Source organism: Cupriavidus sp. C3SS-1 (assembly GCF_057073755.1).
In genome coordinates this window covers 367203-393786 of record NZ_CP172701.1, presented here as the reverse complement: position 1 = coordinate 393786, position 26584 = coordinate 367203, and the positions used below count along the sequence as shown (strand labels likewise).

Annotated in this window: 29 protein-coding genes; 3 read left to right on the top strand and 26 right to left on the bottom strand. The window is 63.0% G+C overall.

Annotated elements, in window-relative coordinates; translation table 11 throughout:
* Nucleotides 1-47: 47 nt before the first annotated feature.
* From ACIGJC_RS30380 to ACIGJC_RS30360, 5 genes are all read right to left on the bottom strand, one after another.
* Nucleotides 48-2372, bottom strand: a complete 2325-nt coding sequence (locus tag ACIGJC_RS30380; protein ID WP_483714645.1) for a sbcc family protein — start codon at nt 2370-2372, stop codon at nt 48-50.
* Complete coding sequence (locus tag ACIGJC_RS30375) at nt 2360-2878, bottom strand: hypothetical protein (RefSeq protein WP_483714644.1); 519 nt, start codon at nt 2876-2878, stop codon at nt 2360-2362. Before ACIGJC_RS30375 ends, ACIGJC_RS30380 begins: the two co-directional genes overlap by 13 nt.
* A gap of 164 nt (nt 2879-3042) precedes the next feature.
* On the bottom strand, nt 3043-4461 hold the full coding sequence (locus ACIGJC_RS30370; protein WP_483714642.1) for a metallophosphoesterase family protein: 1419 nt from the start codon (nt 4459-4461) through the stop codon (nt 3043-3045).
* Between the two features lie 137 nt (nt 4462-4598).
* Nucleotides 4599-5924, bottom strand: coding sequence for a recombination directionality factor (locus tag ACIGJC_RS30365; RefSeq protein ID WP_483714641.1), 1326 nt, complete (start codon nt 5922-5924; stop codon nt 4599-4601).
* Nucleotides 5873-6112 (bottom strand): DUF7696 family protein, encoded by a 240-nt coding sequence (locus tag ACIGJC_RS30360; RefSeq protein WP_483715208.1) that lies wholly within the window; start codon nt 6110-6112, stop codon nt 5873-5875. Before ACIGJC_RS30360 ends, ACIGJC_RS30365 begins: the two co-directional genes overlap by 52 nt.
* A gap of 720 nt (nt 6113-6832) precedes the next feature.
* Between ACIGJC_RS30360 and ACIGJC_RS30355 the strand changes: the two genes are divergently transcribed.
* The 3 genes from ACIGJC_RS30355 to ACIGJC_RS30345 are packed head-to-tail and all read left to right on the top strand — an operon-like array spanning nt 6833 to nt 8510.
* Nucleotides 6833-7429 carry a hypothetical protein gene (locus ACIGJC_RS30355; RefSeq protein WP_483714639.1) on the top strand — a complete coding sequence of 199 codons (597 nt, stop codon included), beginning with the start codon at nt 6833-6835 and terminating at the stop codon, nt 7427-7429.
* 35 nt (nt 7430-7464) lie between these two features.
* Nucleotides 7465-8088: a hypothetical protein gene (locus ACIGJC_RS30350; protein WP_483714638.1), complete on the top strand. Its 624-nt coding sequence runs from the start codon at nt 7465-7467 to the stop codon at nt 8086-8088.
* An 11-nt stretch (nt 8089-8099) separates the two neighbouring features.
* Nucleotides 8100-8510 (top strand): bactofilin family protein, encoded by a 411-nt coding sequence (locus tag ACIGJC_RS30345; RefSeq protein WP_483714636.1) that lies wholly within the window; start codon nt 8100-8102, stop codon nt 8508-8510.
* 295 nt (nt 8511-8805) lie between these two features.
* Here ACIGJC_RS30345 and ACIGJC_RS30340 read toward each other — a convergent pair whose 3' ends face one another.
* The 21 genes from ACIGJC_RS30340 to ACIGJC_RS30240 all read right to left on the bottom strand — a co-directional run bounded on the left by ACIGJC_RS30340 (nt 8806) and on the right by ACIGJC_RS30240 (nt 26582).
* A complete protein-coding gene (locus tag ACIGJC_RS30340; protein WP_483714635.1) occupies nt 8806-10029 on the bottom strand; it encodes a vWA domain-containing protein in 1224 nt (407 codons plus the stop codon).
* Nucleotides 10030-10036: 7 nt separating this feature from the next.
* Nucleotides 10037-10960, bottom strand: a complete 924-nt coding sequence (locus tag ACIGJC_RS30335) for a hypothetical protein (RefSeq protein WP_483714634.1) — start codon at nt 10958-10960, stop codon at nt 10037-10039.
* Nucleotides 10961-11060: 100 nt separating this feature from the next.
* The gene (locus ACIGJC_RS30330; RefSeq protein ID WP_483714633.1) at nt 11061-12086 is read right to left on the bottom strand and encodes an ATP-binding protein; all 1026 of its coding nucleotides are present in this window, start codon (nt 12084-12086) and stop codon (nt 11061-11063) included.
* 284 nt (nt 12087-12370) lie between these two features.
* Entirely contained in the window at nt 12371-13936 is a 1566-nt protein-coding gene (locus ACIGJC_RS30325) for a hypothetical protein (protein ID WP_483714632.1), read from the bottom strand.
* A gap of 97 nt (nt 13937-14033) precedes the next feature.
* On the bottom strand, nt 14034-14405 hold the full coding sequence (locus ACIGJC_RS30320) for a DUF4313 domain-containing protein (protein WP_483714631.1): 372 nt from the start codon (nt 14403-14405) through the stop codon (nt 14034-14036).
* 264 nt (nt 14406-14669) lie between these two features.
* A complete protein-coding gene (locus tag ACIGJC_RS30315; protein WP_483714630.1) occupies nt 14670-15137 on the bottom strand; it encodes a hypothetical protein in 468 nt (155 codons plus the stop codon).
* Nucleotide 15138: 1 nt separating this feature from the next.
* Nucleotides 15139-15516: a hypothetical protein gene (locus ACIGJC_RS30310; RefSeq protein WP_483714629.1), complete on the bottom strand. Its 378-nt coding sequence runs from the start codon at nt 15514-15516 to the stop codon at nt 15139-15141.
* Between the two features lie 197 nt (nt 15517-15713).
* Nucleotides 15714-16094 carry a hypothetical protein gene (locus ACIGJC_RS30305; RefSeq protein WP_483714628.1) on the bottom strand — a complete coding sequence of 127 codons (381 nt, stop codon included), beginning with the start codon at nt 16092-16094 and terminating at the stop codon, nt 15714-15716.
* A gap of 262 nt (nt 16095-16356) precedes the next feature.
* The gene (locus ACIGJC_RS30300; RefSeq protein ID WP_483714627.1) at nt 16357-17073 is read right to left on the bottom strand and encodes an RNA-guided endonuclease TnpB family protein; all 717 of its coding nucleotides are present in this window, start codon (nt 17071-17073) and stop codon (nt 16357-16359) included.
* Nucleotides 17070-17690 carry an RNA-guided endonuclease InsQ/TnpB family protein gene (locus tag ACIGJC_RS30295; protein ID WP_483714626.1) on the bottom strand — a complete coding sequence of 207 codons (621 nt, stop codon included), beginning with the start codon at nt 17688-17690 and terminating at the stop codon, nt 17070-17072. Before ACIGJC_RS30295 ends, ACIGJC_RS30300 begins: the two co-directional genes overlap by 4 nt.
* A gap of 160 nt (nt 17691-17850) precedes the next feature.
* A complete protein-coding gene (locus ACIGJC_RS30290) occupies nt 17851-18171 on the bottom strand; it encodes a hypothetical protein (RefSeq protein ID WP_483714624.1) in 321 nt (106 codons plus the stop codon).
* A gap of 196 nt (nt 18172-18367) precedes the next feature.
* Complete coding sequence (locus ACIGJC_RS30285) at nt 18368-18559, bottom strand: hypothetical protein (RefSeq protein WP_483714623.1); 192 nt, start codon at nt 18557-18559, stop codon at nt 18368-18370.
* A gap of 63 nt (nt 18560-18622) precedes the next feature.
* On the bottom strand, nt 18623-19417 hold the full coding sequence (locus tag ACIGJC_RS30280; protein WP_483714622.1) for a PRTRC system ThiF family protein: 795 nt from the start codon (nt 19415-19417) through the stop codon (nt 18623-18625).
* Nucleotides 19414-20058, bottom strand: a complete 645-nt coding sequence (locus tag ACIGJC_RS30275; protein ID WP_483715206.1) for a PRTRC system protein A — start codon at nt 20056-20058, stop codon at nt 19414-19416. Before ACIGJC_RS30275 ends, ACIGJC_RS30280 begins: the two co-directional genes overlap by 4 nt.
* Nucleotides 20059-20060: 2 nt before the next feature.
* Nucleotides 20061-20780: a PRTRC system protein B gene (locus ACIGJC_RS30270; protein ID WP_483714621.1), complete on the bottom strand. Its 720-nt coding sequence runs from the start codon at nt 20778-20780 to the stop codon at nt 20061-20063.
* Between the two features lie 8 nt (nt 20781-20788).
* The gene (locus tag ACIGJC_RS30265; protein ID WP_483714620.1) at nt 20789-21928 is read right to left on the bottom strand and encodes a PRTRC system protein F; all 1140 of its coding nucleotides are present in this window, start codon (nt 21926-21928) and stop codon (nt 20789-20791) included.
* 93 nt (nt 21929-22021) lie between these two features.
* On the bottom strand, nt 22022-22246 hold the full coding sequence (locus ACIGJC_RS30260) for a PRTRC system protein C (protein ID WP_483714619.1): 225 nt from the start codon (nt 22244-22246) through the stop codon (nt 22022-22024).
* A gap of 11 nt (nt 22247-22257) precedes the next feature.
* Nucleotides 22258-22713 (bottom strand): PRTRC system protein E, encoded by a 456-nt coding sequence (locus tag ACIGJC_RS30255; RefSeq protein ID WP_483714618.1) that lies wholly within the window; start codon nt 22711-22713, stop codon nt 22258-22260.
* Nucleotides 22714-22770: 57 nt separating this feature from the next.
* Entirely contained in the window at nt 22771-24435 is a 1665-nt protein-coding gene (locus tag ACIGJC_RS30250; protein ID WP_483714617.1) for a PRTRC system ParB family protein, read from the bottom strand.
* 384 nt (nt 24436-24819) lie between these two features.
* Nucleotides 24820-26163 carry an MFS transporter gene (locus ACIGJC_RS30245; protein WP_483714616.1) on the bottom strand — a complete coding sequence of 448 codons (1344 nt, stop codon included), beginning with the start codon at nt 26161-26163 and terminating at the stop codon, nt 24820-24822.
* 44 nt (nt 26164-26207) lie between these two features.
* Nucleotides 26208-26582 carry a RidA family protein gene (locus ACIGJC_RS30240; RefSeq protein WP_483714615.1) on the bottom strand — a complete coding sequence of 125 codons (375 nt, stop codon included), beginning with the start codon at nt 26580-26582 and terminating at the stop codon, nt 26208-26210.
* Nucleotides 26583-26584: the final 2 nt, after the last annotated feature.

Below are 26584 nucleotides of genomic sequence, written 5' to 3'. Positions count from 1 at the left end.
GCGTCCTTTTCGGGACAACGGGCATGGCTACAAAGGGTTGCTACCAACTACTGGGCAGCCAGGGCCACCACATCAATGACCGCATCGGCTTCGTCGACCAGATCTGGCGTGTGCGTGATAAAAAACTCCCGCTCGTACCCGCCCTGGCGCAGCACTTCGCGCTTCATTCGCATGAAGGCACGCTTGCGCCCGGGGTCCAACGGGCCATCGGCTTCGTCGGTGAACAGCGTCTGGAAGGCCTGCCCGGTGTCCTGCGCCCGGAAGAGCGCAATCCCACGGGTCAGGCACTCGTTGATCCAGATCTTCTGTCCGCCCGACATCACTGAGAAGTCCTTCGTGGAATCGTTCTCCCCGTCGTTGACGGCGATCTCGAACCCTTCACGCTTCTCGCCATTGGCCAGCGTCGTCTGCGTCTGAATCGCGATGGTGAATCGCGGTCCGTAACAAGCGAGCAGCAGATCGTTGACGATCCGCGTGAGGGCCGGGCCCGCGTCATCGATGGACAACGCGATGACGCCATCATTGCCCAATCCCTTGGCGAGCAGCTTCCACTGCGCGATCTCGTCAGAGAGCCGATCGGCCTTGCCCTGAACCGCGGGCAAGCCGCCAACTATGGCCTGCACCCGTTCGAGTTCGGTCGACAAGGTGGCCTGCTGGCGGATCAGGACTTCAATCCGCCCATCAAGCGCCACCACGGCCTCCCGGCTCTGGCGGATACGAAGGTCCAGCGCGGCCAGCATGCCAGTCACGTCTTCGGTGGCCAGCCCGGACAGCTCGCGCTGCACGATCGACATCTGCGCGTCGGCGTCCGCCACTTCCCGCGCGAAAATCGCCGCGGCAGCAACCTCCTCCTCACCGAGCCCCGTCAGGTCCCGCTCGGCCTGCGCCAGGCCCTCCCGGGCCACGTCCAGCATCGGCTTGCGGGCCGCCAGCGCTGTCAGGCGCTGCAATTCCTGCTGGTCGCGTGCCAACTCCGCCTGCAGGGCAGACAAAGCCGTACGTTGCCCAGGCAGAGCCGCCAGCGCGTCGGCCAGCGGCTTCATCGCCAACTGCTTGGCCTGGTAGCTGGCCCGCAGATCCCGCACCGTGATGACCTGTTCGGCCGACTTGCCTTGGGCTTCGCGCGCCTGCGCCAGCAACGGGCAGGTGTTATGCATCGGATCGGCCCGGCATGGCACCGTGTCGACCACATCGGCCTGTGCCTTCAGCGAGCCGGCAAACTGCGCCGCCGACTTGCCGCGGGCTTCCAGCCCCTGCAACTCGGTGGAAAGCGCGGCATGCTGCGTCCTTTGCATTTCCAACTGGCTCACCGCCTGCTGCAACGCGCCAAGCTCTTCCTGCTTCCGGCCAATGGCCATCTGCAAGGCATCGCGCTGCTCGCCTGCCGCGAGGATCGCCGGCCCTTCAGCCAAGGTCAGCTTGCGGCTGGCCACCAGTTGCTCAAGCTCCCGGCGCCGCGTTGAGTTACGGGTGGCTATTGCACGGTGGTCGGATTCCAGTTGCCGCCGGCGCGCCCCAAGTTCGGTCTCTCGCTGTCTGAGTTCGCGCAGACGCGCTTCAGTCGCCGCACTCGCGCTTTGCCTCGCAGCCAGCGTCGCGCGCTCCTGCAAGAGCTTAGCGCCGTTGGCTGTTTCCGCATCGCGCTCGCGCCGTGCCGTCGTCAATGCCTCGTCGGTTTGGCCGATCTCCCGGCCAAGCTGCCCGGCCCGCTCACGCTGGGCGGACAGCCCCACCAACTCGCGCTGGAGGGTGTCCAGACTGCGCCCCAGCACCTTCGCCACGTCGCCCGCCTTCGCTGACAGGTCGCGCAGGTGCTCGATCCCAAGCAGCTCAGCCAGCAGGCGCTTGATCTCGCTGGCCTGGTAGCTGGCGATCGGGCGACGGTTCTGGGCAGAAAACACACTGGTGAAGAACGCTTCGGGAGACCCCAACACCGCCTCGATGCAGCGGTTATAGGTATCGGCCTTGCCATCCGACAGCGTGCCGTCCGGCAGTTGCAGCGGCACCCAGTCGCCCGCGGCGCACTTCTCGAATAGGTAGTACTCGGCCTTGCGGGTCTTGCCCGGATTCCTGAACGCGAACGCCGACCGGTACAGCTTGCCGGCGTGCTCCCATTCCAAATCCTTCTCGCCACGGGTGCCACAGAGGTGATCCCAGTAGGAGAAGCCATCCGCGGTCATTTTCGAGGCATGGCTCGGCATGATCGGGTACGGGTGCAGGTTGTCCATCAGCGTCGTCTTGCCGGCCCCATTAGGGCCGACCAGCGCGATCAGCCCGGGGGGCAAGTGCGTCAGGTCCAGCGTCACGCTGTCACGGCGCATGCCATCGCGCACGCCATGAAAACCCGAGAGGATGAGTTTCAGTGGACGCATTCGGACACCTCCGCACCAGTCATGGACGACAGGTAGTCGGACGGCAGCTCCATCACGTCGCCGTCGTAGAACGGCATGTCAGGGGCTGCGGCTAGGGTGTCCTGTTCGGGCCGCCCGGCCAGCGCACGCTCCAGGGAGCGAACGGCGGCCGCGAATTGCTGGCGAGCCAGCGCAATCACGTCGGGCCACGTCGCGCAGCCGCACAGCGCTTTCAACTCCAGCGTGCTCCACTGGCTGGCGTAGCCGTTGGAGAACGACCAGAGCAGGTTTTGCATTTCGAGCGAGGGGGTGACCTCGTACCAGTGCTGGCCGTCGGCGGCGTGCACCGCGAGGACCAGCAGATGATCGCGCTGGGCAATCACCGCACCGCGCCCTGCCCCGAACGGCTGGAATAAGGTGCTGCGGGTAAAGCCGTGCGCGTCCGCCAGGCGCGCGGCCAGGTCGGACGCGGCGATGGTGGTTTCAAAGGTTTGGGCCCAGTCGGGGCCGGCGGGATAAAGCATCATGATGCACTCCATGTGCGACGGAGTGCTCTCCCGGACGGGAAGCACCCGTCAGGGGTCAAAGGGATGAAACTACGGTCGATGCGTCCGGAGGACGCGGGTAAAACCTTGTTTCGACAGCCCCAACGGGCTGTCGGAACATGGCTTTTTTCGGCCAGGTTCAAGGGTTAGGCGGTCACTTCCGCGAACAGGTCATCGGAGAGCCAGTCCATCGCTTGCGGCGGTGTGCTGACACGCGCGACAGGCACTGACGGCTCTGCCAGCGCATTGGCGTCATCCGTTGGCGTCAACAGAACGTCAGGCGCCGCCGCTGCGTCAACCACGACCGAGTCGCCGGCACCGTCGAGCTGCTGCAGCACCAGGTCCGCGATGGCTTGCGGATCTGCATGCTCCAGCATCGACAGTCGATCCAGCAGCGGAACGGTGTCGACTTGCGTCAACTCGCCCCACCGCGTGATCTTCTCCGACAGGCTGGCGGCACGGCTGATACCTTCCGCGCGACTACGCACAGCGGGCAGCACGCGGCCTTCCAGCTTCACTTCGGCAGCACCGGCAAACAGCACGCTGATGGCATCGCGATCGACCATCTGACGGTGCTCCTCGTCCACGACCCAACGGATGCGCACGAACTTATCGGAAGCCTGCTCCGCTACGCGGGCCAGATCCGACATGTCAGGCGGGCCATCGAAGTCGATGCACAGGGTCTCGCGGGCCGGCGTCACCACGGGAGTGGTTGTCGCCCGTCCTGGCGCGACGTGCCATTGGAGGTAGGTCTTGTCACCAATCTCGCCATAGTGGAAGCGTCCGATCGAGCCTGGATACGCCACCAGCCGGCCCTCGCGGTCCCATTGCTGGGCGCGATGGATATGGCCGAGCATGAAGCCATCGCACTCCACATCGAACAGCGCGCCAATAGTGAACTCGTGGTCGAATCCAGCCATGGGCACGCCGTGCTCAGTCTGGCAGCCGTTCACAGTGCCGTGCGAGATGCCCACGGTCCGAATGCCCCGGGAACGCAAGGTCCGGTTCACCGAGCCGGCGGCATGCAGGTAGGTGGCCAGATGGTCCCCCACCGCAGTCGCGGCATCGGACGTCCCAATTGCGGCAGCGAGCATTGCCTTGTTGACCGTAGGGACGCAGGTGAAGACCACCTCCGGCACCCCGCTCGCGAGGATCTGCTCGATTTCCGCTGGCGTGAACAGCGCGCCGGTGGACGGGATGAACGCCCCATCGTGCAGGGCCACCTGATGGATGCGGTCGGCGATGTAGACCGGGTAACGGCTGCCAACGAGGCGGAACAGATCCAGCGTGCCGGGGGGCTCATGGGAATACGTTCCCTGGAGCATGACGACGGCCATGTGCTCGGAGAGCTGCTGGAGACGTTCGGCCAGCACACGCAGTGCCGGCGTGTGGGCATCCAGACGATGGTCGGTCGAGTCGCCGGAGACGACGCCAATCCGATTGCCGGCGGCGATTGCGTGTTGCACCGCGAAGCCGAAGCAGCGATCCGCCTCGGCGAGATGGCCGGGCGAGTAGTGCAGGTCAGAAAAGTGAGCCAACAGCAGGCTCTCATTTGCGTCGAGCATGAAGTGATTCTCCAAAGGGAAAGTTGCGCCGGCATGGCGCAGGCATGGAAAGGCGTGGCCGGTGTGGCCACAGGTGAAGGGGAAAGGGGAATTTCAAAGAGTGAACGACGCCATTGCGCCGTTCACCCTCGATGCCGTCAGACCGGCAAGGTCGCCTCGCGCACGCGGGCGCGGACTTGCTCGCGGAAGGCCATGGGGTTGGCCAGCGCCGTCTGCATCTCGCCGATCAGGCTGTCGATGTCCTTAGGCCGCTTGGTCCAGCCTTGCCCATACTCGATACGGGCAAAGGTCAGCAGGTCGATCTTTTCCTGCCCCGCTGCCATGCCCAGGCGGGCGGCAAGGTCGGCCAGCATGCTTTCGGGGTCCTCGGGGTCGGATGCGCCAGTCATGGGCGGCGGGCCTGACTCGGGCAAAGCTCCTGCCGTGCCTTCCGATACCGCTGCGACTGGCACGGCATCCGCGAACTCTGCGGTCGACGTCAACGGCACATCGTCCATCGCTGCCGAATTGCCTTCCAGCAACGCAACCGCATGGTTTGCCCCCTCGATGGCGAGCTGGTCGGCACCATCCAGCAGCGCGCCCAGGTCGATCTCCGCATCCAGCATGGTGAGCATCTGCTCCTGCCGAATCGGCAACCCATCTTCACCGATGCGGGTGATCTCGACCGCCTTCTTCGAGAGCCAGAAGCGCATGCCTGCCAGGCGTCCACCGCGTGCCATAGCCACCGTCTGCATGGCGGCATACGCCTTTTGCAGTACGTAGATGGAGTTGGTGGGTAATTCGATCAGTCCAAGGCCGAGGACCTCCGGAATCGCAAAGAAGAAGCTCGCGCTGAGGTTGCATTTGCGATCCTGGTACTGCGGACACTGATGCGGATCACATACGCCGTCAGGAATGGCATTGTCCTGGCGCAGGATGATGGTCCGGCCGCCGAACAAACGCTTTGCGCGTTGCGCGCGCTGATCGACCTCGGGTGCTGCGTACATCTTGCAGTACCGCTTGCCGTCCGGCCCATAGTCCGAAAAATACTGCAGGCCCCGTGAGCCCCACACCTTCAGCTGGTTGGGCATGTTGGCAAGCCAGTCGTCGAAGGCGAAAATCACCGGGAAGCGCCACAGCTTGAGCCCGTCGCCGCGATCTTCCCCGTACTTCTGGAGAATCTCCTCGGCGGTGGCCGGGTTCGTGAAGTCCGAACCGCGGCAGGTGAACCACCCGGTGTTCTTGGGTACCAGCGCATTGCGAAGCTTGGTTTTGCGCTCGATTTCGTTGCCGATGGATTCGAACGACTCGCCAAGCGCCAGCATCGCGTCGTGGATCTTGACGGCCTCCGGGTTGGCCTTCGCCGCCTTGGTGAGCACCTTGATGCCCGGGCGGATCTTGCCAATGATCGGGGGCCTGGCCGGCCGTTCCTCTATGAGACTGCGGGGACTGCTGAAGTCGTTGTAGACGATGGCTCGTTGCATGATGCGCTACTCCTTCGTTCAAGGAATTGAACGACGGCGACGCGGATAGACGCAGCATGCTCCCGAAGGCGCAGGGCTGTGTCGGCCCCGCGCTGGGTCGTTACTTGGGAAAGGAACGCCGCTCGCGCGGGTTCCGCTAGACCGGCCACGTGGGCCGCTTCGCACAAACTTCGCCACGCGTGCGGCATATCGACATAGTCGGGCCGCCTACGGGCAAGCGTGGCCGCAATCGCGGCGCGAATCTCGGAATTCTGGTCGATTGCAGACAGCATGATCAGCTCCTGTTCGAGGGTTCCTACAAACAAAAAAAGCCCGCTCCGGCAATGCGGAAGCGAGCTTGTTCGCAGGAAAACCCGTTGCCACGCCCCTTCCGGGGGCGTGGCAAACAGGGAGCCATGCGCCAGTGCGCAGGCTCTATGTGAGGACGTAAAGTCGTCCTCGTGCAGCATGGTCACGCTGCACTACAACCCATTGAGAACCGAAGTTCTTCCGCAGGGATCACGGATCAGCCGACGACGGCCGTTCTGCCCAGGAGGGGCCAAGAGAGAGAGACCCACATGGTCCCGAGCTCGAACGGTGTCCACAGCGCATGCGAGAAGCAGCACTGATGCAGGACGCGTTTTACGGATGATAGATGGGGAGCAAATGGCGAAATTGCTCATCACAAGAGAATTTCCACACCGGTAGCCAACCGGTCGGCGCATGCGCTAAGGCACGACTTGAAAATGCTATGGACTCGCGAGGGAGTCAGGTCGATGCGTCGGAGACGCGAGAAGTGACATCATTATGCATCGATTGCGCGGCGTGTGAATCCCGGAAAGCTCACGAAAATCGTATAGCTTTTGCTGGGAACCATGTGCTTGTCTTGGCGGACAATTCCGAGCGAGAGAGAACCCGCCGAAAAGGATATGGCCAACCCCGACACAAATGGGAGCGTCCCCGGAGCAGAGGACGAACGCGAAGACGACGAATCGACCCGCCGCAAGGCGGCTGGCTTACGCCCTATCTTGCGGCTCGGCAGCGACCATCGCCTTGCCCGAATCCAGCCCGAGACCGATTCCCACGCCGTCGTCATCTATTGTTCAACATTCGTCCGTGACTTCGTGGCGCGAGACTATAATTTCTGCGCTTCCAAGTTCACTTTGTCCCGCGGCGGCAAGCTCAGGGCGCTGGACACAGCGTTCCGCGACGCAGAAGAAGGGTTCGCTAAGGCGATTGGCTGGCTGGAAAGTCGACCTAGCCTGGATATTCCTCTGCTTACGGACAAGCAAGCCGTCGAACTCAAGCATCCACTGTCGGGCCGCCTGGTACGTCTACTCAACCAGCACGACCGGATTTTTACCCTGTCGCTGTGTGCCATGACCGCGGGCGGCATCTCGCCGCAAGACCGCAACGCCGCCATCGAACACGCATCGCGGCGCATTTCACTGATTCACTCCATTTGTATGCCTGACAACGATCAGTTCGCAGGGGACGGCACCCGCCTCTCTGCACTCAATCGTTAGCCGCGTTACCCATCCCACCTCTGAAGGACGACAACATGGATTTGCGCGAAGTCCAGCAACTGCACGCGCAGTTTGCCCGCCAGCCGATCACGATAGACTTGCCGGTTCGCAACGGTATCAGCGAACCGTTGGCACTCCCTTCGCCATCACAGGTCCGAACGGCAGCACGTCAGCAATGGACGGCGCTCGGGCAGCGAACGAGAGTGCTGGCGCTGGTATTTGGCATCATCGGCGCTGCCGCGGTTGGTGGCATCTTTGTCGCCAAGATGCAGCATCAATGGACAGGTGCTGCGGACGCCCGCCCGGCTACGGATGTCGCTGACACCAGTCAGCCAGCTGCCGCAACGGTCGCTCCGGTGCCCGCTCCGAGTCAAGTCCAGACCCAGGCGCACACAGCCTCCAGTGCGCCCGATGTCGCACTGCCCGCAGACGCCCTCGCGCCGGCATCGGCGAAGCCTCTGGCAAGACCTGAAGACCCATCACCTCCGCAATCTGTCGCCAATCGGCGAGCCACGGTCACTGGTGCTGAATCATCGGCTCGCGGTATCGCTCCCGCCCCAGCACCGCAACGTCACCCCACGTCGACGCCAGCAACGGGAAGCCCGACTAGTCCGCAGAAGGCGGCGGCACCTCACATGACTGAAGTGAAGATGTTCTGAGGGGAGATCATATGGAAAAACCTATTGCTATCAGCCTGCTCAACTATGGCATCTGCGCGCACGGAGACGTGGTCGCAGACCACGGCATCTCCTGCGGCGGCCTGATTGAGGGCAACATGACGGTAACGCAAGGCCTGCTGCATGTGGCAGCTGGGGCCGTTATTCGGGGCCGCGCGGAAGGCGAGCACGTCTTGATCGAGGGCACCGTTGAAGGTGGTGTCGCTGCCCGCGCTTCGCTCGAGATCAACGGCCGGGTAAAGGGCGACATCATCTACGCCGGCTCGATCCGGCTGGGACCGAATGCGGTCCTCGAGGGGCGCGTCACTCGCACCGCTTTCCCGACGGCAGTGCCTCTGACGACGGAGACCAACACCGGTCCGGCCCCAACGCAACAACCCGAGGTCGCTGATCAGACCGCTTGATCTGGCAAATTTTCCGAATATGTCGGGCTTCCCGAGAGTCAGGTGGCGCGCGGTCTGGCGAGTCCAACACGTTGGACAGAGATTCGGAGAATGGCGACATAAAACTGTCGTGTTTTGACGGAGCAACCCCTCATCAAGGGTAGGCGACTGGCATGCCAGCCGCAGAGACCCACCTGCGTTCCTTCGTCCTTCGACCGTACCTCAGATAGTTTTTTGGCAGATTTCTGCGTTAAGTCGTCCTATGATGCGGCGCCCTCCCCCAACAAAAAAACCCCGGGGCAAGCCCGGGGTTGGTTCAAACGATCACCTCCAGCGCCTCACCAAATGGCGGCGGAGCAATCCGATGGAGCGGCGTGGTTGAGGCCCACAGGGTAGGATACGCTGGCGGCGCCGCCGGGAACTTCCCGTGCATGTCCGTCAAGTAGACCAGAAACGCTGGAGCAATTCTCTGTTCGTCCAACCAGTCGAATGGCGCCACGAAGCTCGTGCCGCCACCGCCTCGGATGGAACCCAGCTCAATCGCCTCACCCCGTTCAAAGCATTGCACCTGCGCGATGCGGGTGTCACAGTCCACCACGAACAGTCGCCGGGGCTGCAGCGAAGCGAAGACCGCTTCGATTTCCGCCCCGAACTGCCGTTGCGTCTCGTCGAACACCGAACCGCTGGTGTCGCGCACGAAGACCGCATCGCCGACTGACTGGTCATGCAAAGCCGGCAGGTACAGCCCCATGTGGGTGTACCGCCGATTTGGCATCGCCCAGCTGTAGTCCGAACGGGTCTGCTCGAAGGCAAAGCGGTGCAGCACCGCGCGCCAATCCACAGACGCCCGCGTGGCTGACTCCACCATCGCGCTCAACTCGCCCGGCAGCTTGCCCCGCATCTGCGCGGCCTTCGCCGCCTGCATGGTGGCCACCTTCCACTCGTTGGCCAACGTCTGCTGGTCCGCCTGCAGTTGCTGACGCACCTCGCCGGGCGAGAACTCTGGCGAGGCCTGCGACGGATCGTCACCGGCCTTCCCTTCCGCATTGCCGTCCTGGCCATCGGGCTGGGGTGGCGACCCACCGTCACCCTCGCCGTTGCCGTCCTGCTGTTGCTGTGGCTGCGGCTGCTGCTGCGCCTGGTCTGATGCCTCCTGGCGCCGCATGGCATAGATCTCTTCCGCGGACTTTCCGAGAAAGCGTCCATCGATGAGCGCACCGGCCGGCAACTGCAAGCCGGCGTTGAGCACCAACGGATTGATCGCATAGTCACACGCCTCATTCCAGGGAGCGGAGTCGCGAGCGCCGCGGCGCCAGCAATGTCCATTTGCCGGATGCAGGACCTCGTGCGCCAGACAGCCGCGCAGCTCAAGATCGCTCAGGGTGGCGACGTACGCTGGGTTGTACCCCAGCGAAACGCCATCCACCCAGAACGTCTTGCACGACGGATCCTCGACCAACTGCAACCGCATCAGCAACGCTCCGAAGAACGGTTGCGACAGGATGAGCTGGGAACGCTGCTTCGAGATTCGATCGCGCATACTCGCCTCACGCAGTCAGCATTTCGAAGAGCTGCGAGGTCGGCGCCGGCGCCTCCGACATGACCGACGGCGGCGGACCGCCCATGAAGGCGGCCATCTGTGCCTCGATTTCCATCGCCTTCTCGGCCACCTGCTTGCGCAGGTCGGTCGAGTTACGCAGGTCCAGACCGCTATGCCGGGTCAGATGCTGCTGAGTCTCCTCCAGGATGCGCGTGAGCGCCGGGTCCCCGGAGAAATTCAGCTTCGGCAGCAGCGCACTCAACTCGCGCACCTTGTCGGCCACGTCCAGCCGCACGTTCGTCGCCCCATACAGGCGGTTGGCGAAGTGCTGCACGGCTTCAAAGAGGCGTCCGACCAGGTCGTCATTCGCCGTCTTGACCGCGCCGAGCACGCGCTGGTCCATGTCGGCCCGCAGCCCGTCCAGCACGTTGGCCGGCAGCGCGATGTCGAACTGGCTTGCATCCGGAAACGGCAGGACCGCCAGGCGCATGCCGAACTTCTTGGCCAGCTCCGCCGGTGTTGGATAGTCCGCCTCATCGAAGAGGCCATTCAACGCCGCGCGCGCCTCTTCCTTCAGGCGCGGATAGTCCGCCAGAAACACCGCGGTTGCAGCATTGAACTCGTCCTGGAACTGCCGCTGGCGGTCGGCGACCTCCATGTAGATGTCGGTGGGCAGCAGCCGCACGCCCAGTTGGTCATAGTCCAGCGAGTGTGCATCGAAGTAGGCTCGCGCACGGTTGGCAATCGCGCACACCTCCTTGTAGGACGTGGCGCCTTCGGTCAGCAGCTTCTTGTTGAAGCGGCCAATGTCCTTGGCGTCATGATTGGCTTCGACCTCCTCGGTGGCCCGGGTGTCGAACTTGCGCGCGCGCCACACCGACGTGTTGAAGGTGGCGAGCATGACGCGCTTGGTGATGTTGGTAATGTTCATGATGAGTCCTGGAAATGGGATGGATACGGCAGAAACGGAAACGGCGAGCCAGATGGCTCGCCGTCAGGGGATGAAGAAGAAAAGGGGTTGGTTGCCTGGATCAGTTGCCGAGCAGCAGCTCACCGAGCTTGCCGCCCTGCGCATTGATCCACGCCGGTGTGGCGCAGATGCGCGAGTCGCGGCGGGCTGCGTCCGTGGCCAGCATCACAGCGAACTCACCGAGATGGGCTTCGAACAGGCGATTGGCATACACCATCACGCGATCGAAGTTGTTCTCGTTGGCGACCGATGCCAGCGCCGAGCAGATGGCGAACTGCGCCGCCACGTTGTCCGGGATCCTGGCAGATTCCGGCGTGGCCAGCACCGAGTCCACGCTGGGCAGCTCGCGATAGATCTGGCGGAAGGACTCAAACTCGAGCGCTGCGCCCTCGCCTACCGCGCCGGCCGTGACGACGATCTCCATGCCCGGCGGCACCAGCGGCAATTGACGCGCCACGTGCCCCCAGCCTCTCGGCGACGGCTTGTTCTCGACCTCCCTGCTCCGCTTTGAAGAGAGCAGCAAGTCGGGCCGGAAGCGCAGGAACGCGATCAGCACCGGCGGCACGCCGTTCGTGACGGCCCAGCGCGTCCAGTCCTCGATCGTCGGTTCCAGCTCCACGATGGTGCTAAAGCGGGATTTCAACGGATCGAGGATGTTTGACACCGCCGCGTTGTCGCTGCGACGGTTGGTCGCCGCGACAAAGGTGACGTGGTCCGGCAGGACGTGTTCACCGATACGCCGTGCGAGCAGCAGCTGCATCTTGGCGGCCTGGACGGCCGGGGAGGCCTGTCCGAGGTCGTCGATAAACCAGACCATGGGGCGCGTGCTGTTGAGCGCCGTGGCCAGGTCCCCGAAAGGCAGGAACTTGGCGCCGGCACCGTCCGTTGCCGGAAACGGCAGGCCCTTGGAGTCGGTTGGATCCTCCACCACCGGGTGGGAGATCAGCAGGTCGTAGCTGGCGGCCTTGGCGGCACTGGCGACGATATCGCTCTTGCCGATGCCAGGGGCACCGGTAATGAGGACAGGCAGGCGTGCCGGAATGAAGGCTGCGAGAAGCGTTTGCAGTTGGAGCGGATTGACTTTCATGGGAATTCTTAAAGGGGATCCCACAAAGCCACCTTGCCCACAGGGAAGGTGTCCCTGTGGGAAGGTTCAATGAATGCGCCAGCGGTGCTGGCTTGGGGTCGATGCGTCGCTAGACGCGGGTAAAACGCTGTTTGGACTGATCCGTATCAGTGCGAACAACGCTTCATCGACAAGACTACAGGCAACGCGGCACGAGCGGAATGCCGAAAGGCGAGAGATTGCGTATCGCTTATGAGGGAGAGAGGTCCCCCGGGCACAAGGCCGGGGGAAAATTGCAAAGAAGATCACGCGGCTATCGCCGGCGCGGTGACCGGCTCGGACAGGCGGGCACGGGCATAGTCCAGCGTGCCATCCTTGGCCCGCAGGCGCCGGGCGGTGCGTGTCGCGGGCTGCTCGATGTAGTAGACCCGAGCGCTCCCACGCGGGAAGTGCCGGATATGGCTGAAGCCTTCATCGATGCACAGGTCCACGTACTCCCGGCCGTTCATCCGCTTGCCATTCAAGTTCCAGCGCGAGACCTCCGCACGCTTGCGCGCACATTCGGCGTCTTGCTCCTGCAGGCGCTCGGACTTCGCGGCCAGGGCCTGAAGCTCCCACTGGTGCTGCTCCGACTCGGAAAAACCGCACATCTCGAAGATGCGGCGTCGACGCGTTGCAGCGGGGACTCCGGTCAGCGCGACACCACTCACCTCGCGGAGGGCACGCTTGGACGACGTATTGCGGTCGTTCGGCGTATCCAAAACCTGCAGTAGCGTCGCGATGTCCCGTTGCAGCACGGCCAGCGCGAAGCGGTTGGGCCAACTGAAGCTGGCATGGTCACGTTCCACGGCGGCCATGGCCATTTCCGACTGGTAGCGCCGCTCACTGAGGTTGCCCTTGCTGCGCTCCACTGCCGCCCGTTCGACGCGCTCCGCATATCGCTTTGCCCCGATCAAGGTGTGCAAGCGCGCGGACAGCGGCGACACCGGCGTGGCATCGTCTCCGGTCGGGGATTTGCCCAACGGCGCGGAGAGTGGCGGAACCACCTGCGCGGCAAACAGAGCATTGTCGACGTCGACATGGGTGCCGTCATCAGGCAGCGGCTTCACCAGGGCTATCAGGCGTGCAGCGTTGCGCGCCGTGATCGCCAGCTTGTCATGACGCATCACCGAGCACAGCGCCTGCAGCTTGTTGGCGGAAAGCGCGCCCCGAAGCGCCGGCACCTCGATCAACGTGGGCAGCCAGTGCAGGTCGTGCCGGCCGACGTCAACGGCATCGCCGTCGCGGCGGTAGACGTTCAGGATACAGTCCCTGACGGGCTCGCCACGCTGCAAGGCATAGGCGACGTGGACCTCGTGACGGCAATTCGTGCCGGCACCCGGCGAGTACTCAGGCCCGTTGGTCCCATAGCCGAAGCGCCGATAGAAATCTTCATGCATGAAGCTGCTCGCGTCGAAGGGGGCTGCCACCGCAAACAAGTCAAGGTTCGCAGACTGGGGATTCCCAACCTGGTCCGGATCGACTGCCTCGTTGGTGAACACCGCCAACCGTCCAGCCGCAGCCACCGCTTGCCAGGAGGTGCGGCTCATTTCATGCGGGCGCAGCACCCTGCCATCCGGACGGACAATATATTGGTCGACCTCATCCAGGATCGAAGCCAGAATGGCCTTCGCATCGCCGGTTGGCCGCACCGCGAATTGCCCCGATGGGAGTCGCAGCACGGGAATGGCGCCGCGCTCGACATGCCGCACAGCGATATCCTCAGCGCGCATGCCCGGCTTCGGGCCGGGCTCATGGTTCAGAAGGGCCAGAACGCCCGCGAGGGTCGTGCGGCTCTCGACCCGTTCCGGGCCGATCGAGATAACGTACATGATTTGCTCCGTGAGCGATCGGAGCAAGCCCATCGGGGCATTGCCCCGTATGGGTTGTAAGGTAACGACGGTGCGAGATCAGGCTCGCGGGCGCAGGTCAGGCGCTTGCCGAAGCATCCGCAGCGGCGTCCGCGCGGGCATCGGCAATCCAGTCGAGCAGCTCGGCAGACTGGATCTTCCAGACCGGGCCACGCGCGAAGCCCGTGACGAGCGTGCGCACCGGCACGAACAGGTCTGTCTCGAGCAATGCCGCCAGGACATCATCGGGAACATTCCACGCCGCCACGAACACCTCATCGTCCGCCAGCTGCTGGCCGGGCAAATTGGAGGTGAGATCGACGTATGGCATGAAGTCGTCGGCGCAAATGAGGGACAGCGCCGGGCGATTGTTGCTTTGGTAGACGTGAACCCGCAGATGCAGGCCTGCCGGGTAGCTGGGTACGCCGGCGCAAAGGATGCGGTCTTCCATGGGGGACTCCTGAGTGAAGAGGCGCCCCCATCGGGGCAAGCCCCGTGTGGGTGTTGGAAACAAAAAACGCACCCCGAAGAGTGCGCCAGAGCAGACGTCCGGTTAGCCCGGACACCTGAGAGGATCGACGGCGCCCCGGTTAGAGAGCACCAAACATCACTTAATCTTTGTGAACGCGCTTGCCATTGTGGCCCGCCCAAAGGAGGAGGCCGGCAATGGTTCCGCCAAGAATCACGACGAACATGCCGAGCGTGAGGGTCATTCTCAGTCTCCCTTGGAGAGGATTGCGCCTGCAAGAAATAGTACAACACCGATTCCAATCAGGCTAATTACGTCGGTAACGGCGCGCACTGTCCACGCATGGTTGGTACCGAGGTAGCCCGCGGCACCAATGACGGCGGCCGCGGACAGCGTGTGGGCAAAGCGCCCGGACTGTTGGCGCTGCTCCTTGGTCGGCTCGGAAACGGCGCGCCATGCCAGGACCAGCAGGCCGTGCCGCTTCGCCCGGGTGCGATCCATGCGATAGGCCGCACCTTGTTGATGAACAAGGGGCAGTTGGTAGCCGTCCTCATGCGCCACCAACGCGCATCCGTTGCCTCCAGCCTTGGCATGGTCTACCAAGCCTTGAAGGCTGCTGGGCAACGTCACAAGACCGCTGGCATGGTCGAACTGCGCCTTGCCGGTGGTCTCCTCGCCGGTGGTCGACGTGAACGTGACTTTGATGAGGGACATGTCAACGTCTCCCGGCCACCACACGCAGCGTGGCCACGAGCGAGGCATAGCCTTCCGGGGAACCGATCGACTGCAGGCAGACGGCATTGTCGCGACTGCCTGTGTGGTCGTCGCGGCCGCGGCAGGTACGAAAGGTCATGCTGGCGGCGGTCTGCTGCGGCGCGTGGGCAATCTGCACATATAGCGTATCGGTGTGCAGCGCATAGAGGTCGGCGCGATGGCGGCTATGGCGGCGTTCGCGGACGGTGTAGTCCCGCTGGCGCAGTCCAAGGTCGCTCGCCAGGCGGCGAATGACGCGGGAGGCGTCGCGTTTCAGGGTGGCACAAGCGGCGGCGTTGCCGGGCTGGTGCGGCCGGGTAAAGGATTTGGGGATTTTCATGGCAGTCTTTGGTAAATCGGGACAGCCATCCCCACGGGACAGTGTCCCGCAACGGGTGAAGGTCTGGAAATCCAGACGTGGGTTCGATGCGTCGACGACGCGATCAAAGGGTGCTTGCCGCACCGGCGCTCGATTGAGCAAACGCCCTCCTCTGGCTGCGCAAACGCCCAAGGGCGCCGCGCCAGCCAGCGAAGTGATCAGTCCAGGTCCAGCGCGCGATTGATCACGCGCGCTGTCTGCCAGGCCTGGTCGCGATTGAACATCTTGGCCGTGACCAGCTTGCGCAGCGTCGTGCTGCCAGAGGGCCCCTCGACTATCGTTGCAATGTGATCGACGTGGACGCGCCAGCCTTCCGATATGCCGCGCTCGACAGAAACAGCGAAGCGGTGGCGGGCATGCTCAGCTGGCCAGGGCGCGGTGGGTCGAAGGCCATACTGGGCCTCATTGGCGTCGGCGAGGAAGTTTGTCGGGATGATCCACTCGGGCTCAAGTTCGATCGCACGTAGGCTGTGTGCGAGCAGGTCGGAAACTTCCTGCACGGTCTTGCCTTCAGTAGTGATCGGGGAAACGGATTGCATAGTCGGCTCCAGAAAAGGGACGCCGCTCACGGGGGCGGGGCCCCGTGGGTGCAAGGGATGGTCCTGGACAAACCAGGTGCAGGTTTCGATGCGTCGTGCGACGCCATCAAAAGCGCTTGCCCAAGCGCGAACGCTGGGGCAAGCCCTCTCGGGCGTGCAAGGGATGGGAGAGCCTGTACGGCCCTCGAGTCATCGCGTCAGGCGCTAGTTGCTACCCGACGACACCGGGTACAGCCGCTCGGCCAGTGACGAACTGCTGCTGCTATGAGGAACGTGCGCAAATGTGCGCACCGTTTCCTTCCCGCCCCGAGGTTCCCTGCTGGCCGACCTCGTCTCTGACGGACGTAACTTTCCCGCCTGCGAGTGGCGATATGCCTTTCGCAGTGCGATTCGTTGCCGAATCACTCGCCACGGGTAGCGCAGTTTCGGTTGCGAGCCGTTCAAGGTTGATCGCTGCGTTGTGATCCCGGTCATGACTCATGCCGCAGGCCGGGCACACTACGCGGCGCTCGCTCAGCGCAAGTCTGTCGAGCTTATGGCCACAGCAGGACATCAGCTTACTCGACGGGAACCAGCGATCAGCAAACACAAGGTGCGTGCCGTATCGCTTCGCTTTGTACTCCATTTGCCGGCGAAACTCACCCAGCCCCATGTCTGAGAGTGAACGGGCAAGGCGCACATTCTTGAGCATACCGCGGACGTTGAGATCCTCCAGGCCAATCGCTTGGTTTTCGCGGCATAGCCTGGTGGTGGTCTTGTGCAGGAAATCCTGCCGGATATTCGCGACGCGGGCGTGCAGGCGCGCTAGCCGTGCAGCACTGTCGATCTGGCCGGCAGACCGCGCCGGCCGTGGATTAGTGTTCGGATGTAGCGGCCCAATGAACTCTCGGCTGAAGGCCGCGCGCCCAGGCTTGGCCATCTCCACCTTCCGGGAAAGGCGTCGAGAGCGAATCCGCAGGCGCCGTAGCGCTGCTTTCAACGGCTTTGGGCCCTCGAACGTTTCCCCCGTCGAAAGGTAACGGCCGAACTGATCCCAAGGTCCACGCCAACCACGCCATTGGCGGTGCGCGGGACGAACGCCACGTCGTCCGCCACCTCTACCTGGACCGAGATGAACCAACGATCGGCGCGTCTGCTCACGGCAGCGCCCATGACTCGCCCGGGGAAGCGCAGCGCCTCCCGCATGGCAACCCGCCCAATCAATGGCAGCACAACCGACTGTCCGTCAAACCTTAGCTTATCGTTGGCGACGTAGAATCCGTCCTTGCATTGACCTTTCTTCTTGAACCGGGGGGCATGCGCTTTTATCCCCGACGTCACGTCAGAGAAGAATTTCGACCAGGCCTTCGATAGATTCGCGAAGGGTTGGGCGTGCGCGTCACGATGGATGTCGGCCATCCACGGATAGTGTTGATACTTGATGGCGTTAAAGGACTTCTTCAGCGCCATGGCGCTCGGCTTACCGCCGGCTGCGCGTTGGCGGTTCCATTCTGCCAGCGCCCAGTTCCATACGAAACGCGCGCACCCAGCCGCCTTCACGAAGTAATCGACTTCGCGCTGGCTGGTTACAAGTTCGATCGTATGGGCTATCAGCATTGGCAGCGCCCTTTGTGTTCCATATCGCAACTCATCATCAAGCCCTGAGCGCGCACGATTATGCACCTATCAGCACATTCATGCTACCTAGAGACCATCTCCGAGCCCTGTGTTACGACGAGCTGGCGACCATTGTCCGTACGAACAATGACCTCAACGCCTATGTGGCGGTGAGCTGGCCGACGACGCCGGCCGCGGTACCCGACAGAGCGCCGGCGATGTAACGACCATCGCCATTGCCGATCACGCTGGCGCCAAGCACAGCACCAACCACCGTGCTGAGAATGGCTGGGAGGCCGGAGCTCGCGGAGAGCATCGAATCGCCAGCAATCACGACATTGCGCACGCGCAACACGGTCACCTGCTCGACAGACCCGGTGCGCATGGCGTCAGATCCACGATAGGTGTTCGGCGAGGATTGCGCAGCGCAGCCAGTGAACAGGCAAACGATGCCGATGAACAGGAAGAAACGCTTGAACATGATGGCCTCACATGAAAATGGGCCAACATGCCCCGGGCAGGAAGGCCCGTAGGGGGAAGAGAAAAGCTGTGCCAGCGATGCTGGCAAGGTCGATGCGTCAGGGACGCGGAAAGTGCAGATATGTTAGCAGTCCACGCCCGTAGCAAGCAATCGTCCACAGTCATCACAGGTGCAACCCTGCTGCCAATCCGCCGCGTCACGCGCGGGATACAGACTTTGAAATCCCGAGAAATCCCCGGTGAAACGGGGCGAACGGTACGCCGTTGCCATCCTTCGGCCGGCCGTATGCCTGGCTGCGGAATTTGGTCTGTGTGCAGGCCGCGCAGTGCACCGTATTGTGATACAGATAGCCAAGGGGCGGCGCAATAGTGGTCTGAAGATCGGACATGATGTCCTCCGGAAAATGAAAGCCCCCCAAACGAGTTGGGGGGCAATTACATGAAGCGTTGGATCATTTCGTCGGCGCTCGCTTACGAGACGCCTTCGGCGGCAACTTGTAGCCGAAGCGCTCCCAGGCTACCGGATCGACCGGCAGTGGGTTCGTCCGGCCGGCTGCCAGATTCACGAAGGCACCGCAGTATTGCAGCGTGCCCGTGCGAAAGAACGTCCAGAGCAGGTTGTAAGCCTGCACGCCAATGGCCTGATTGATGACCAACGACTGCTTGCGCAGTGCATCGGCCATCGAGCAGGATGGCGCCGTATCCGCCTTGTCCCCTTTCGGGTTCAACAGCTCGGGGAACAGGTCGCCCACATGAGGCAACCGCTCGGCGGCTTTGCCTCGGACCTGACCAAGAATGACCTGGCCACTATCCGATTCGTTGCCGCAGTCGAGGTAGTAGCCCCCGGTTCCTCGTTGCATCGACCCAAGGATGGCCTTACGGGCCGCCCGCGTGTCGACGCAGCCGACCACCAGGTCGGCCACGAAGCGGTCCTTGCTACCGATCCGGCGTGTCTCCGCTTCCCAGCGGGTACCCATCAAGTTGTTCAACCGGTTCACCAGCAACGTAGCCTTGTACTGGCCCACATCCACTGGATAGAACCCCTGGCGGCCCACGTTGGTCTCGCTCACCGTGTCGTCGTCATACACCGTGCACTCAATGCCACCGGGGTGGCCGAGTTCCAACATCGCGTGGTGCAGACGGGCGAGGTTCGGCAACAAGGCGCTCCCGGTACCGCCGGCGCCAATGACCGCAACACGCCATGCGCGCTGTGTCATCGCAACGGGAATCTGATGGACGAAGCTCATGCGACCTCCCCATAAGCTGCCGTTGCACGAAACCACGATACCGGGATCGGCTTGACGTCTTCCATGATCCCCTTCGCGCATAGGCGCAATGCCAGTGACGGATACTGACGGCCACACTCTCCAACGACCAATGCGAATTTCACGTCGAAGCGGTCGTCAGCATTGTCGGTCGAGGAGAAGCATGCTCGATGGCGCCCATGCGAATGGCAGTCCATCACCAGCACCTCCGCCTCTTCCAGCCGCGGCCGGTCGTAACGAAGGTGGCCAGGGCCATGCTCCAGGATTCGCACCGGAATGAGCCGAAACGCGCGGGTCTGGCTGCTCCAGACGATCCACGCGCCCGTCTCGTTCGGATGGGCTTCGCGAGCCATGCGGGCGAATTGCCCAATCAACTCGAGCGGAACCTGACCGCAGTGAAGTTCCGTGGCCGGCTGGACAGCACCGTACGGGATGGGTGTCTCGAAGACGTAGGACGCCAGGCGACGTACCAGGCGGATCCACGGACGAGCGATTTCAAGGAAAATTCCGTTCTGCCCGATCAGGAGCCGTTCCCCCAACGTCTGCATCGGTTGCAGATCGCCGAAGCGCGGGACCATGACGGTCGGAAAGGACTGTTGCAGGGCAAAATCAGCGGGATGCATGGTCATTTTTTGAATTTACCGGCGATGAGCTCGGCCAGCGTAAGGTTCATGGGGATGAGGACGCTCTTGGGATAGACGGGGAACGTCCCCTCGAGCATGTCCTTCCAGAAGGCGTAAGCGCCGCGCTCGTAGTTCACGCGCGGGCCGCCAACGTTAGGGTGGGTGAATGCAGAGTTGAAGAAGCTCTCTTCCCACCCGGTAATGGAAGCCACGTCGATCTGCTTGGGCACGTGTGCGCTCCCGATGCAGATCTTTCCCTGGTCCCAGGTGTTGAAGTACGGAGGTTCATGCAGGACCGTGGTCGGCACCGGGCGATCTTCGCCGTCCAGCGCAAAGACCCGGAATCCCGCATGAGCCGCCTGGAATACCAGCGCCGGATGCGGAACGACAGCGCTGCGTTTGCCCAGCTCCTTGCAATCGAAGAAGACGCGCCGCTCGCCCGCCGGACACCACCACGTCACCGCGGTGGGACTGATCGACAAGACGTTCGGCGTCAGGAATTCGCCTTTCGGCAGCGCCGCCTTGGCAACCTGGCGCACGGCGTAGATCAGCGCCTGCCGGTTGAGCGGCGTGCCAGGTCCCATCACCGGACGCCCGCCCACATCCTGTTGGATGACGTGGGCGGTTGCGTACGAGAACTGCTCGGGCCGAGCGCCGTAAAGCAAAATGGCCCCTTGCAGGGCCACATCGTGCGACCGCGAGGCGGTCAGAATTTCGGCCATGAGGCCTCCTATGAAGCAATGAGAGTGAGAACGCGATCGAGGGCGCCGATGATCCGCAGCATCCCGTCCAAATCCCGGAACTGCAGTCGAATGGCGTCAGGTTCGCTCGCTAGCGGAATGAAGCATTGGAAAAGGGTCGCATCACCGGAGTTGTTGATGCAGTCGTAGTGGTCGTCCAGGAGTTCCGAGACGTAGTCACAATTGCTGAACGCGATGATTGCGGCCGAGTAGGCAGGCTCCGCCCACTGCGAGCCTTCAAGCGCTGACCGCTCGCCCTGTTGGGCAACGAGCAACTGCAGGTCGGCAAGCGCCCCACATAGCTCCCCTACCCAGCCGTCTTGCGAACGCGACAGCGCGCGCAGACAACGGCGGCTTAGCGTGCGCAGGTGAGCCGACGCCGAATTGGTATGGCAGAACTTCGGCAATGTGTCATCGGGTGCCAATTCAGGGCGCACGACGGACGGCAGGTAGCGCTCGATATCGGAATCGTCCTCTCCGAAGCGCTCTTTCAAGAAGCTCCGTGCATCGTCGTCATCGGTGAGCGTGGAATCAAACTCCCAATGCCAGCGCGCGAACATGTCCAGCAACTCATCCGGAGTGCGGAGGTACAACGACTTGCCCGCCGCGGCATTGATGATGCCCATTGCAGTGTAGAGCAACGATGGGTGCGCCGCTCGCAATGCCTGCGCGCGCTCCATGCCGATGACATAGGTCTCGTCGCCGGGCAAGTCAATGCCCAGGTACAGCGGGTTGTCTAACTCTTCGTCCCAGCCGAACTGGCTCACCTGATCGGCGACTGCCGACTGATCGACCAGCGAGAAGCTGAACTGCAACCGCTGGCACTTCGGCATACGAGCGCCAATCCACGCGAACATCGCTTGCGCGAAGGCATCGCCAGCACCGGTGGGATTGACAATATCCCGGGCGCGCAGCACGCCGGTCGCGAACTGCACGCGAACCAGGTCCGTAATATCCAATTCCTCGCGGTAGGCGAGCACCGCCTTGCCGGGGACCTCTGCTGGGATGACCGGCAGCGTCAGAAAATCATGGGCAGGTCGACGTTGGGCAGCGGAATGCTGTCGCGATGACGACCATGCGGGTTGTCCTCCAACGTCTTCAAAAACAAACAACCGAGGATCGAACAGCATTGTTGAGTCTCCTCAGAATGAAAAAAAACCGCCCTTTCGGGCGGCTTCGTGTTCGGATGGCTGAACTGTCCGGTGGACAGCGCCTTCATCAGATCAGACCTGCGCATAGGCGCCCTTCGCGCCAGCGGCGCGAACGAACGTGTAGTGCGCGACATCGCCCTTGTGCTCCGGGCCATCGACCGCGGCGGTGGTCAGCTCCGGGTACTGGGCGGAATACACGTCGCGTACCTGTGCCGGGGAAAACGTCGGGCCCGGATCCATCAGCGTCATGCCGTTGTAGGAAAACTCGCGCTTCAGCTTCTTGACTTCGATAGCCATTGCGATCCCCCTCAACCGAGCAAATCGGCAAGGTTGGTGCCGGCCGGTTCGGCGGGCTGCTCGGGCTCGGCTTTCGCCTGTGTGCCCGGGCTTGCGCCACCTTCACCGCTTTCCTCATCCTCATCATCAGCATCCGCCGACGACGAAGGGGACGTGGGCGAGGCCTTGACCAGCGCCTTCGTCGCCTTGACCGACTGCGTGGACTTGGCCGCATCCAGGATCGACTTTGTTGCCTCGGCCTGCTCGGCCAGAGACTGGCGAGCGTCGGTGACCGTGGAGACAGCGTCAGCGAACCCAGCATCGAGTTCCGCCGGCGATGCGGACAGCGCCAGAGGCGTTGCGAGCGCACCGTCGGTCGGGTTCTTGACGACCGGGACAACGACAACAGACATCGTGTCGCCCTGCATGGTGAGGGTGAGCACGATCTTTTCGCTCGCGCGAACGAGCGGAACGAGTTCCGAAAACATGGGAGATTCCTTGAGAAAGAGAAAGAGAGGCGCACGCGGCGCCTCAGAGAAGATGAATCAGAAGCAAAGGACCTTGGGCACCTTGCCGCTGTAGTCGAAGCCTTCCACGTTGAGAAGCGCCTCGACCAGTTCTGGTTTGGATTTGTTGAACACCTTGCCGAAGTTGTCACCAAGCGCAGCCCGCAAGCCGAGTTCGTCGGCAAGCACCTTCATCTCGGACTTCGTGAGCATCTCCAGGAAGTCCTTCGACTTCTGAAGATTCCAGTGCTGGCGCAGATCAAGCTTGTGGTACTGGCACAGCGCTGTCAGGTCACTGACATCGATCCCTTCGATCGCAGCAACAGTGAGCGCAATGGTCAGGTTCTGGCGCTTGCCGGCGGCCAGATCGTGGACTGCTGACAAGTTCTTCTTGAGATCGGTGGCCGATGATTTCTCGCCCACCAGCTTCTCGAAGATCTTGCCCATCGTCTCGCCGGAAATTTGGCGGGACAGTCCCGTCAGTGCCATCGCCAGCAGGTAGGTGTTGGCCATGTCAGTACTGGCCGTCGCCTCGCGGCGCAAAGCCTTGCGCCACAGCGCGGTCCGGTAGGCTTTCACCCTCTCGGATTCGCTGATGCGCGTGACGGGCTTCTCCTCGGTCGTAGCCTTGGTGGTGCCCTTTGACGCAGCCTGACTGCTCGCCGCAGCTTTCGCAGGCGCCTGGTTTGCCGCCTTGATATCGCGCTCCGCCTTCAAACGTGCAGCCACCTTTTTGGTGTTGCACGCTGTATCGAAGCACTGGCCGCGATAGACCTTGCCCATGCTGTCCGGCAAGGCGCTAACGGCCGCCCCGAAGTTCTCGCAGGCGTGACAGGCTTTCGCCTGTTCCTCGCCAACGCCGGTTGGGCCGTCCACCACCAGTTGCACGCGCGTGTGGTTGTCCCCCGTGCGCACAATCCGGATCACCGGGTACTCATCCCTCAGGCCGTAGGCAACCGTTTCCAGTTGCTTGTCGGTCTTCTGGCTGTAGCACGTGCGGTTGGTGCAATTGCCGGTAGCAATGGCCTCGCTGAACATTTCCGTCTGCAACGACGAATTGTGTGGGCAGGCAGCGCAGTCGGCCTTGTCGAAGATGGCCGTGGCGAGACTGCACGCGGCGGCCTCGATGGTCTTCTTCAGTTCGGCTATCGACTTCTTCTCGGCGATGATGACCGGCAGGAGATTGTCCTGCTTGTCTTTGGCCAAGGTGGCCAGGAGTTCGGCGTGGCCAAGCTGGAGCGCGCGCGTGTTGAGCGCGTCAAGCGCAGCTTCGCTGCAGTTCATGAGCGCCAGGCGCTTGTCCAGCGTGGAGCGGGACCAGCCGAGTACACGGGCAGCTTCATCGCGATCGCCCTTGTAACGACCAACGATCCGGGCAGCCGCCAGTGCCTCCTCGGAAGGAGCCATGTCGGCGCGCTGGATATTGGCAATCAGCGCAATTTCATCGGCTTCCTCATCTGTCAGATGCTTGATGACAATGGGAGCGTCGTAATCGGGCCCGAGCGGCTGAGCGCCGCGGTATCGCCGCTCGCCGTCGACGAGCTCGAACTCATTATCCTCGACGGGACGAACCACGAGAGGCTGGATGATGCCTACAGCCTTGATCGAGGCTTCCATCTCCGCCATCTCCGCGGGATCGAAATACTTACGGGGATTGCGGCCAGGACGGATCTTGCCGAGCTTGACGGTAACTTGGGATTGCATTTGTGGGTTCTCCGGAACGGAAAAGGGAACCCGTAGCCGCACCGGGAACAGGTTCCCGATGGGATAAGAAGGAAGGCAAGGCAGCCCGGCGAAGCGGGAAGCCAAGTTATGGCAAAAAGCTGTGCACCGGGTGGTGCGAGGTCGATGCGTCAGAGACGCGGAAGTAGCCGCAAGAATAGCGCAATTGTGCCGACTGCGCCAGTTTCCAACGCCCACAGGCGATTGAGCCCCTGCACAACCCGATCCGCTGCGGCTGGCCGCAGTCGACCCTTCTCTGCCGTTGGCCTTGGCCAGGCCGAACGGCGGTGATAGCCGGAAAAGGGGACGGCGGACGCTGCTCCGGGGGCATCCGCTCGCCGCCGCTCACCAGACTCTCGCATGCATTTAAGCCTGCCTGGAGCTTCTCACACCCGCCCGACCGTATGGCAGCACCACCGCCAGTATTGCCGCCAGCGCGGCACTCGCCGCGAGACAGTAGAGTGCCAGCGTGAAATCGCTCGAACGGCCGCGGGCAATACCCACCAGCCACGGCGCGAAGAATCCCGCAAAGCCACTGATCGCGTTGATGAGCGCAATGCCGCTCGCCGCGCCTGCCCCGGAAAGAAACGTTGGCGGAATGGTCCAGAACACGCTCAAGGATCCGACGATGCCGGCGGCCGCCAGGCAGATGCAGGCAAAGGACAATAGCGGAACATGCGATGTGAAGCCGCTTGCCAGCAGCCCTGCTGCGCCCACGAAGAGGGATCCTGCCAAGTGCCAGCGGCGCTCCATGCTCTTGTCGGAATGGCGTGCATTCGCGAGCATGGCCACTGCGCCGACAACGAACGGAATCGCGCTCACGAAACCGATCTCGACGATCGTCAGACGGCTCATCTGCCGGACGACCTGCGGCAGCCACGTCGATACGCCAAAGAACCCGATGCCGATGCAGAAGTAAAGAAAGCCCATCGCCCAGACCATTGGCGCGAGCATGGCCTGGCGGAAACTTCCTGCCCCTTGGTCAGCGGCGGCGGCATGCTCGCCTGCCAGCGTTGCGACAAGCCACTCGCGCTGCTCCGGCGCAAGCCATTTTGCGTCGGCGGGGCGGTCCACGAGAACGAACCATGCGATCACGCCGAGCAGCACAGCTGGCAGGCCTTCGAGCAGCATCATCCAGCGCCAGCCAGTAAATCCGGCAGCTTCGTGGAAGTGGGTGATCAGCATGGCCGACAGCGGCGCGCCGATGATCAGCGAGACGATGTTGGCCGAGTACACGCGGCTGATGGCGCGGCCGAGATGCTGCTTCGGAAACCAAGTCGACAGGTAGTAGAGGACCGACGGGAAGAAGCCCGCCTCGACCACGCCGAGAGCCAGGCGCGCGATATAGAGTTGCTGCGGCGTCTGCACGAAGGCCGTGGCCGCCGAGACGATGCCCCAGGTGACCATGATGCGCGCGAGCCAGACGCGCGCGCCGAAGCGATGCATCAGCATATTACTCGGCACCTCGAAGCCGATGTACCCAAGGTAGAAGATGCCGGCCGCGAAGCCGAACATCTCGGGGCCCATGCCAAGCTCCTCGTTCATCTGCAGCGCGGCGAAGCCGATGTTGGCGCGGTCGAGGTAGTTGACGAACCATGCGACAAAGATCAGCGGCACGAGCCGCCAGGTGATGTGGCGGATCGTGTCGCGCTCGACGTCGCCAGCGCTGACGGCCTGCAGGGACAGGCTGCCCGTTTCCAGTTGCGTCATGACGTATGTGTCCTTCTGTTCTGAGTAGTGTGTGGCGCCGGGGGCTAGTTCGAAGCCGCGTAGGCGACGATCTCGATGCGCATGCAGGGCACCACCAGTGCCTTGACCACGACGGTGGAGCGGTTCGGGTACGGCGGCGCGAAGTAGTTGCGGTAGACGTCGTCGACGGCGCGGACGTCGTCCGCCTCGGTCAGGTAGATCAGCACCTGCGCGACATCGGCGGTGCCGAGCCCGGTTGCTGCCAGCGCGAGGCGCAGGTTATCGAAGGTAAGGCGTGCCTGGGCTTCGATACTGCCGGTTTCGATGGAGCCATCGGCCCGCACCGGACCGTGCGCCGTGAACACCGTGCCGCCTGCCTCGGTGGCCCACGAAAACGGCTGGCCGAGGCTCGGCAGGCCGACGGGAATGACGCGTGCCATGA

Coding starts and splice junctions, on each gene's coding strand:
- ACIGJC_RS30380 (WP_483714645.1), bottom strand. CDS start 2,372: ATGCGTCCACTGAAACTCATCCTCTCGGGTTTTCATGGCGTGCGCGAT.
- ACIGJC_RS30375 (WP_483714644.1), bottom strand. CDS start 2,878: ATGATGCTTTATCCCGCCGGCCCCGACTGGGCCCAAACCTTTGAAACC.
- ACIGJC_RS30370 (WP_483714642.1), bottom strand. CDS start 4,461: ATGCTCGACGCAAATGAGAGCCTGCTGTTGGCTCACTTTTCTGACCTG.
- ACIGJC_RS30365 (WP_483714641.1), bottom strand. CDS start 5,924: ATGCAACGAGCCATCGTCTACAACGACTTCAGCAGTCCCCGCAGTCTC.
- ACIGJC_RS30360 (WP_483715208.1), bottom strand. CDS start 6,112: ATGCCGCACGCGTGGCGAAGTTTGTGCGAAGCGGCCCACGTGGCCGGT.
- ACIGJC_RS30355 (WP_483714639.1), top strand. CDS start 6,833: ATGGCCAACCCCGACACAAATGGGAGCGTCCCCGGAGCAGAGGACGAA.
- ACIGJC_RS30350 (WP_483714638.1), top strand. CDS start 7,465: ATGGATTTGCGCGAAGTCCAGCAACTGCACGCGCAGTTTGCCCGCCAG.
- ACIGJC_RS30345 (WP_483714636.1), top strand. CDS start 8,100: ATGGAAAAACCTATTGCTATCAGCCTGCTCAACTATGGCATCTGCGCG.
- ACIGJC_RS30340 (WP_483714635.1), bottom strand. CDS start 10,029: ATGCGCGATCGAATCTCGAAGCAGCGTTCCCAGCTCATCCTGTCGCAA.
- ACIGJC_RS30335 (WP_483714634.1), bottom strand. CDS start 10,960: ATGAACATTACCAACATCACCAAGCGCGTCATGCTCGCCACCTTCAAC.
- ACIGJC_RS30330 (WP_483714633.1), bottom strand. CDS start 12,086: ATGAAAGTCAATCCGCTCCAACTGCAAACGCTTCTCGCAGCCTTCATT.
- ACIGJC_RS30325 (WP_483714632.1), bottom strand. CDS start 13,936: ATGTACGTTATCTCGATCGGCCCGGAACGGGTCGAGAGCCGCACGACC.
- ACIGJC_RS30320 (WP_483714631.1), bottom strand. CDS start 14,405: ATGGAAGACCGCATCCTTTGCGCCGGCGTACCCAGCTACCCGGCAGGC.
- ACIGJC_RS30315 (WP_483714630.1), bottom strand. CDS start 15,137: ATGTCCCTCATCAAAGTCACGTTCACGTCGACCACCGGCGAGGAGACC.
- ACIGJC_RS30310 (WP_483714629.1), bottom strand. CDS start 15,516: ATGAAAATCCCCAAATCCTTTACCCGGCCGCACCAGCCCGGCAACGCC.
- ACIGJC_RS30305 (WP_483714628.1), bottom strand. CDS start 16,094: ATGCAATCCGTTTCCCCGATCACTACTGAAGGCAAGACCGTGCAGGAA.
- ACIGJC_RS30295 (WP_483714626.1), bottom strand. CDS start 17,690: ATGCTGATAGCCCATACGATCGAACTTGTAACCAGCCAGCGCGAAGTC.
- ACIGJC_RS30290 (WP_483714624.1), bottom strand. CDS start 18,171: ATGTTCAAGCGTTTCTTCCTGTTCATCGGCATCGTTTGCCTGTTCACT.
- ACIGJC_RS30285 (WP_483714623.1), bottom strand. CDS start 18,559: ATGTCCGATCTTCAGACCACTATTGCGCCGCCCCTTGGCTATCTGTAT.
- ACIGJC_RS30280 (WP_483714622.1), bottom strand. CDS start 19,417: ATGAGCTTCGTCCATCAGATTCCCGTTGCGATGACACAGCGCGCATGG.
- ACIGJC_RS30275 (WP_483715206.1), bottom strand. CDS start 20,058: ATGCATCCCGCTGATTTTGCCCTGCAACAGTCCTTTCCGACCGTCATG.
- ACIGJC_RS30270 (WP_483714621.1), bottom strand. CDS start 20,780: ATGGCCGAAATTCTGACCGCCTCGCGGTCGCACGATGTGGCCCTGCAA.
- ACIGJC_RS30265 (WP_483714620.1), bottom strand. CDS start 21,928: ATGCTGTTCGATCCTCGGTTGTTTGTTTTTGAAGACGTTGGAGGACAA.
- ACIGJC_RS30260 (WP_483714619.1), bottom strand. CDS start 22,246: ATGGCTATCGAAGTCAAGAAGCTGAAGCGCGAGTTTTCCTACAACGGC.
- ACIGJC_RS30255 (WP_483714618.1), bottom strand. CDS start 22,713: ATGTTTTCGGAACTCGTTCCGCTCGTTCGCGCGAGCGAAAAGATCGTG.
- ACIGJC_RS30250 (WP_483714617.1), bottom strand. CDS start 24,435: ATGCAATCCCAAGTTACCGTCAAGCTCGGCAAGATCCGTCCTGGCCGC.
- ACIGJC_RS30245 (WP_483714616.1), bottom strand. CDS start 26,163: ATGACGCAACTGGAAACGGGCAGCCTGTCCCTGCAGGCCGTCAGCGCT.
- ACIGJC_RS30240 (WP_483714615.1), bottom strand. CDS start 26,582: ATGGCACGCGTCATTCCCGTCGGCCTGCCGAGCCTCGGCCAGCCGTTT.